Here is a 6,703-nt window from a genome sequence, read left to right as displayed (position 1 = left end):
TCGCCGAGCCGTCCGCCTTCCGGACCGCCTTCTCGTCGATCTCCACGCCGAGCCCGGGGCCGGTCGGGCGGAGCAGATGGCCGTCGTGGAAGCGGAAGACCTCGCGGTCGGCGATGTAGTCGAGGAGTTCGGCGCCCGTGTTGTAGTGGATGCCGATGGATTGTTCCTGGATGAGGAAGTTCGGTGTGCAGAAGGCGAGTTGGAGGCTGGCGGCCAGGGCGAGCGGGCCCAGCGGGCAGTGCGGGGCGATCGCCGCGTCGAAGGTCTCGGCGAGGGAGGCGATCCGGCGGCACTCGGAGATGCCGCCCGCGTGCGAGAGGTCCGGCTGGAGCACCGCGGCCCCTGCCTGGAGCGCGGGGAGGGAGTCCGTACGGTTGAACAGCCGCTCGCCGGTGGCGATCGGAAGGGTGGTCGAGGCGGTCACGCGGCCTAGCAGGTGCGTGTACTCGGGCAGTACGGGCTCCTCGACGAACATCGGGGCGTACGGCTCCAGGGCGGCAACGGCCCTGACGGCGCCCGCGGCGGAGAAACGGCCGTGGAAATCGACCGCGAAGTCCCGCCCGGGGCCGAGGACTTCGCGGGCCGCCTGGGCCCGGGCCGCGACCTCGCTCAGCTCGGCGACGTTCGGCAGCCGGTTCATCCGGCCCGAGCCGTTCATCTTCACCGCGGTGAACCCGGCCTCGACCTGGGCGGCGACCTGGTCCCGTACGGCGGCGGGCTCGTCGCCGCCCACCCAGCAGTAGGCGCGCGCCCGGTCGCGTACGGGGCCGCCGAGGAGTTGGTGGACGGGGGCGCCGAGGGTCTTGCCGGCGATGTCCCACAGGGCCTGGTCGAGGCCGGCGACCGCGCTGGAGAGTACGGGGCCGCCGCGGTAGAAGGAGCCCTTGGTCATCAGCTGCCAGTGGTCCTCGATGCGCCGCGGGTCCGCGCCGATCAGGAACTGCCCGGCGAGTTCGTGCACGGCCGTGCGCACGGTGTCGGCCCGGCCCTCGACGACGGGCTCGCCCCAGCCGACGGCCCCGTCATCCGTCTCGATCCGGCAGAACAGCCAGCGCGGGGGCACGGCGAAGGTCTCGACCCGGGTGATCTTCACGTGAGGGCTCCAGGGAAATGGTCGGTGGGCTGGAGGACCGCGACGCCGCGGGGCGGGAGTGGCACGGCGGTGGTATCGCCGGTGCCGGGGCGCAGCCGGTCGCGCATCGGCTCGGGCAGTTCGACGGTGGCGTCTGAGGTGCCGTGGTTGAGCAGGAAGAGGAACCGGCGGCCGTCCTCGCCCTGGCGAACGGTGGCCTGGACGCCCTCGGGCAGCCCGTGCAGTACGGGCGCGACGCCGGCCGCCTCGCGGGCCCGGTCCATGAGGGTGCGCAGGGCGGCGGGGTCGAGGCGGGTGCCGATGTACCAGGCGGTGCCTTCGCCGTACGCGTGCCGGGTGACGGCGGGGCGGCCGGCCAGCTCGCCGTCCCCGAAGACGGCCACGGCCTCGGCGCCTTCCAGGTCGATGGCCTCGGACCACAGGTCGGCGCTGCCGTTCAACTCGCCGTGTACGGAGAGGGTTTCGCCCTCGGCCAGCGGCCAGAACTCCTCGATGCGCAGGCCCAGCAGGCGGCGCAGCGGGGCGGGGTAGCCGCCGAGGTGGACGCGGTCGCACGTGTCGACGATGCCGGAGAAGAAGGAGACGACCAGGTGCCCGCCGCGCTCGACGTAGGCGGCCAGGCGGGCCGCGTTGTCCTCGCTCAGCAGGTAGAGGTTGGGCACGACGACGAGCTGGTAGCGGTCGAGTACGCGGTGGGGCGGGACGATGTCGCAGGCGACACCGGCGTCGAAGAGGGCCTGGTGGTGGGCGCGGTTGATCGCGGACTGGTCGAGGGCGCTGGAGGGGTGGGAGTCGAGTTCGAGCGCCCACCAGCTGTTCCAGTCGGTCAGCAGCGCCACGTTCGCGCGGGAGCGAGTCCCGGCGATGTCCGGTACGGAGGCCAGCTCGCGGCCGAGGTCGGAGACCTCGCGGAAGACGCGGGTGCCGGTTCCGGCGTGGGGGACCATCGCGGAGTGGTATTTCTCGGCGCCGCCGCGCGACTGGCGCCACTGGAAGTACAGCACCGCGTCGGCGCCCTGGGCTACGGCCTGCCAGCTCCAGAGCCGCATGGTGCCGGGTTTCTTGGGGCTGTTGCGGGCCCGCCAGTTGACGGCACTGGGGGCCTGCTCCAGCAGCATCCAGGGCTGTCCTTCGCGGGCGGAGCGCATCAGGTCGAAGTTGTAGGCGGCGGGCAGGTGGGTCCGTGGGTCGTAGGGGTCCTGGTAGTGGTCGAGGGACATGACGTCCTGGTGCTCTGCCCAGGCGAAGGCGTCGACCGGCTTGTGGTGCGGCATCAGGTTGGTGGTGATGGGCACGCCGGGGGTGACGCGGCGCAGCACCTCGTACTCCGCGAGGTAGCACTGGCGCAGGGCGTCGTCGCCGAAGCGCCAGTAGTCGAGCTGCTGGGCGGGGTTGGCGAAGGTGGGCGCCAGGCGGGGCGGCAGGACTTCGTCGAAGGTGTCGTAGCGCTGGGACCAGAAGGCGGTGGACCAGGCGTAGTTGAGCGCCTGGACGGTGCCGTAGCGCTCGCGGAGCCAGCGGCGGAAGTCGGCGGCGGAGACGTCGCAGTAGCACTGGCGGGTGTGGCAGCCGTACTCGTTGCCGACGTGCCAGGTGTCCAGGGCCGGGTGGTCGGCATAGCGGGTGGCGAGGCGCTCGACGAGGCGGGTGGCGTACTCGCGGTAGACGGGGCTGGAGGGGCAGTAGTGCTGGCGGCCGCCGGGCCACTTGCGGCGGCCGTCCTCCGTCTCGGGGAGGACCTCGGGGTGGAGGCGGGAGAGCCAGGGTGGCGGGGAGGCGGTCATGGTGGCGAGGCAGACGCGGATGCCGGCGTCGCCCAGGTTGTCCATGACGCGGTCGAACCAGCCGAAGTCGTACTCCCCCGGCCGGGGTTCGACCCTGGCCCAGGAGAAGATCCCGGCCGTGACCATGGTGACCCCGGCCTCCTTCATCAGCCGGGTGTCCTCGGCCCACACCTCCTCGGGCCACTGCTCGGGGTTGTAGTCGCCGCCGAAGTGGATCCGCTGGTCTGCCGTCGTCATGTCGCCGTGCACCTTCGGGTCGTCGGTCGCCTGCCGCACGCCGCGCCTGGTCACCGCCGCGCGCTCAATACATTAATTACGAATTAACGTGCCGGGAATACGGGCGCGCCCAAATCCCCGGTGAACCCTTCGCTGCGATAAGCGTGTTGACCCGGCGCCCCTCCCGTCTGGGCTCGAATCGACGGGTGGCGTAAGACATCACGGCCTCCTCGCGCTCGAGTCGAACGTGATCAGCGCACTCAAGTTGAACGCGATCGGGCGCACTCAAGTCGAACGGGGTCAGCCGAACAGCTGGGAACCGAGCGGGTGTTGCCGGTCGAAGCCGGGGAGGATCAGGAAGGTCGCGCTGGCGGTTGTGGTGGTGAAGGGCAGCAGCGCGTCGGAGGTGTCCATGTGGGCGAGAGTGGCGGTGAAGGTCCGCAGGTCGTTCTGGAAGCTGATGAAGAGCAGGCCGGGGGCGGGCTCGTCGGTGCTGTAGGAGCGGCGGAGCATGAGGCCGGCGCCGACCACGGTGGGGTTCGCCCTGCGCACATGGGCGTTGGCGGGGACGAGATAGCGCCCGTCGGGTGTCTTGGCTCCGAGTTCCGGGCTTGAGGCGACGGTGCCGCCGGAGAGGGGGGCGCCGCTGGCCCGGCGCCGTCCGAAGACCGCTTCCTGTTCGGCTACGGACAGGGCGGCGAACCGCGGCAGGTCGAGTTCCATGCGCCGCAGTACGGCAAGGGTGCCGCCGGCGACCGCAGGGGGCCCCGCCAGCCACAGGTCGCGTTGTTGTGCGGCGGTCGTGTGCGGGCCCACGATGCCGTCGATGAAACCGAGCGGGTTGCGTGGCGCGGTGAGGCCGTTGCCGACGGACACGTTCGCACCGCGACGTGCGGACTGGCGCCAGCGTTCGCGGATGCGGTCACCGGCCTGGTCCAGAAGCGCGGCGGCGACGACCGGTAAGAGCAGCGCGTCACCGGCGCAGATCTGTACCAGCAGGTCTCCGCCGCGTGCTGGCGAGGCGATCCGCTCGCGGGAGAATCGCGGGAGGTCGGCCGCGCCGGGCAGCGAGGCACCGGCCGTGCGCACCAGCCGGGGGCCCACGCCGACGGTCACGGTGAGGTCGCCCGGCGGCAGGCCCATCAGCCGCGTATCGGTCCCCGCTGTGAGTGTGCGGATGGCCTGGCCGAGTTCGGCCAGTAGCGGGCCGGGAGCCACGGTGGCACCGAGGTCGGCCACCACGGCGAGCAGGTTGGGCTGGGCCGGTTGGGGGATCGTGATGCCTGCCTGATGGCGGCCCGTCGCCGCAACCGGCATAGGCGTGGCCCCTGCGGGAGGGGCGTGCCGGCCCGGCCGGGCGGAGTCCGATGTGCACCCGGCGGTCAGACCTGCGGCCATCATGGCGCCGGTGACGTCGAGGAACGTGCGGCGTGACGGGTGGTGATCGGCTCGACGCATGGGGTGCAGAGTGCCACACCCGAAGCGCGCGTGCGGGGTCAACCTCGCGATTCTGGCGTGGAATTGGGCGTCATGCCAGACTGGGATCATGGCTCGATTAGCTCTTCGCGTGGTGGCGGCGGTAGTGGGCACGCTGACCCTGGTAGCAGGCTGCGGCAGCGGCGATGGCGGATCAAGCAAAGGCGGCCGTCCGGCCGGTGCGCAGGTGACGATCCGAGTACCTGCCGATGCCCCGACGATCTCGGCTGCGGTGTCCTTGGCTCAACCCGGTGACCTGGTGCTGGTCGCGCCGGGCGTGTACCGCGAGTCGGTGAGGATCGACACGGCGCGCCTCACTCTTCGCGGCCTGTCCCGGGACAAGGTCGTCATCGACGGGCAGTTGCAGCGGCCGAACGGCGTCGTCGTCTCGGCGCCCGGGGTGGCCGTGCAGAACCTGACCGTGGAGAACAACACGCAGAACGGGGTCCTGATCACCGGTTCGGCGAAGGCGGCCGCCGGCCTGCCGGGGGGAAGCGGCGGCTACGACACCGGCGACGAGCCCGTCACCTTCCTGAAGTCGTTCCTGGTCTCCCACGTGACCGCGACCCGCAACGGTCTGTACGGCATCTACGCGTTCTCCGCCCAGAACGGTGTCATCGAGCACTCGTACGCGTCGGGCAGCGCCGACTCGGGGATCTATGTCGGCCAGTGCAAGCCCTGCAACATCGTGGTGCGGGACAACGTCGCCGAACTCAACGCGGTCGGTTACGAAGGCACCAACGCCAGCGAGGACATGTACGTGGTCGGCAACCGCCTGGTCGGCAACCGGGTCGGACTCACCACCAACTCCGACCACCAGGAGAAGCTACTCCCGCAGAAGGGCGCCGTCATCGCGGGCAACCTGATCGCCGCCAACCAGCAGAGGGCCACCCCGGAACAGGCCGACGGCGGGTGGGGCACCGGCGCCGGCATCGACGGCGGCAGCGACAACCGGTTCATCCGCAACCGCATCGCCGGCAACCGCAACGCCGGGCTGGTGATCACCGCGACCGCCGACCTGCCTCCGGTCGGCAACCAGATCGTGGACAACACGTTCACCGGAAACGGCGTCGACGTCGGCTGGACGTTCCCCACCGCCACGCGGGGAAGAGGCAACTGCCTGCGGGGCAACGAGCTGCGCACCACCGTGCCCGCCCGGCTCGCGACGACTGCGGCCTGCCCGCTGCCGGCCGGGGGGTCCTCGCCGGCCGGCACGTGGGCGGCGCCGACGGCACCCGGTGGCATCCCGTTCACCGAGGTCGCGGCGCCTGCTCCGCAGGCGCAGTTGCCCGACGCCGCCACCGCGGGCGCCACCGCTGTCCCGTCCGTCCCGGCCTTGCCGAAGACGGCGGACATCCGGCTGCCGCCGGCGTCCCTGCTCGCCGCGAACGCGCGGGTGCAGACGTCCTGAATCAGACGTCCTGAACGGCGGCTACCGGGTCGGGGTGGTTCCGGATACCGGCTTGACCGGAACGTACTGGTGGGTGCCGAAGTCGATGACTACCGGCTCCGGCTGCGAACCCACGCCGACGCGGACCCGGTACATGGTGCCGTCGGAGCCGATCCAGTAGCGCACGTTGCCCGCCGTACCGGAGCGGTCAGGGGAGGACGGCCCCGCCATGACGTCCACCCAGCGCCCGTCCACCCGCTCCCGCCCCCACCAGGCGGCGCCGTTCTGCGGCAGCAGTTCGGCGTTGTCCGGCCGGTCGCCGCCGAGACCGAGCGCGATGGACAGGGAGGTGTCCAGCGCGCTGCCGGACAACAGCAGCGGACGGTCGTACCAGCCCGAACGGGGCGGCGACGCGGGTGCGTGCGCCGGGGCGTCCGCCATCGGGCGGACGTGCACCGAGGTGGGCGTCCACTGGATCAGCCCGTCGCTGGACTTGTCGCGCCCGGTGCCGTGCACCACGCCGTAACCGACCTTGCGCCGGTAGTCGACGGACCCGGTGACGGTCAGCCCGCCGGCAGTGCCCGGCACGGTCATCGTCACCGCGCGGCCCTGCGCCTGGTAGTTGCGGAATCGCGTGATCGCCAGCCGGCTCGCCTCATCCGTCGTCAGCGGGCGCGGACCGCCGGCGCCGGAGCCGCCGTCGGCGACCAGGAACGCGACCACCGCGGCCACCGCGACGGCCGC

General features: G+C 71.8%; 5 protein-coding genes. 1 reads left to right on the top strand and 4 read right to left on the bottom strand.

Translation table 11 applies throughout. The annotated features are described in order from the left end of the window. The 3 genes from dgoD to AOK16_RS00285 form a co-directional block, all read right to left on the bottom strand. Positions 1–1,093, bottom strand: a 1,093-nt coding sequence (gene dgoD / locus AOK16_RS00295; RefSeq protein WP_055470153.1) for a galactonate dehydratase, incomplete at its 3' end; no start/stop codon positions are given. Further along, positions 1,090–3,114 carry a beta-galactosidase gene (locus AOK16_RS00290; protein ID WP_055470154.1) on the bottom strand — a complete coding sequence of 675 codons (2,025 nt, stop codon included), beginning with the start codon at positions 3,112–3,114 and terminating at the stop codon, positions 1,090–1,092. The genes AOK16_RS00290 and dgoD, both read right to left, overlap by 4 nt. Before the next feature lie 279 nt (positions 3,115–3,393). After that, a complete protein-coding gene (locus tag AOK16_RS00285) occupies positions 3,394–4,551 on the bottom strand; it encodes a Dyp-type peroxidase (protein WP_055470152.1) in 1,158 nt (385 codons plus the stop codon). Between the two features lie 88 nt (positions 4,552–4,639). Here AOK16_RS00285 and AOK16_RS00280 point away from each other — a divergent pair, with 88 nt between their 5' ends. Further along, a complete protein-coding gene (locus AOK16_RS00280) occupies positions 4,640–5,980 on the top strand; it encodes a right-handed parallel beta-helix repeat-containing protein (protein ID WP_055470151.1) in 1,341 nt (446 codons plus the stop codon). Positions 5,981–6,001: 21 nt separating this feature from the next. Here the strand turns inward: AOK16_RS00280 and AOK16_RS00275 are convergent, their stop codons facing one another. Beyond that, entirely contained in the window at positions 6,002–6,682 is a 681-nt protein-coding gene (locus tag AOK16_RS00275) for a hypothetical protein (RefSeq protein ID WP_079100896.1), read from the bottom strand. Positions 6,683–6,703: the final 21 nt, after the last annotated feature.

The sequence above is a fragment of the Streptomyces pathocidini genome (assembly GCF_001418495.1).
Lineage (GTDB): Bacteria > Actinomycetota > Actinomycetes > Streptomycetales > Streptomycetaceae > Streptomyces > Streptomyces pathocidini.
Note: the sequence above shows the minus strand (reverse complement) of the source record. Positions and strands in the feature narration are given on the sequence as shown.

What these genes read in the sequence shown, in the direction of transcription:
- AOK16_RS00290 (WP_055470154.1), bottom strand. Translation starts at nt 3,114, where the DNA reads ATGACGACGGCAGACCAGCGGATCCACTTCGGCGGCGACTACAACCCC.
- AOK16_RS00285 (WP_055470152.1), bottom strand. Translation starts at nt 4,551, where the DNA reads ATGCGTCGAGCCGATCACCACCCGTCACGCCGCACGTTCCTCGACGTC.
- AOK16_RS00280 (WP_055470151.1), top strand. Translation starts at nt 4,640, where the DNA reads ATGGCTCGATTAGCTCTTCGCGTGGTGGCGGCGGTAGTGGGCACGCTG.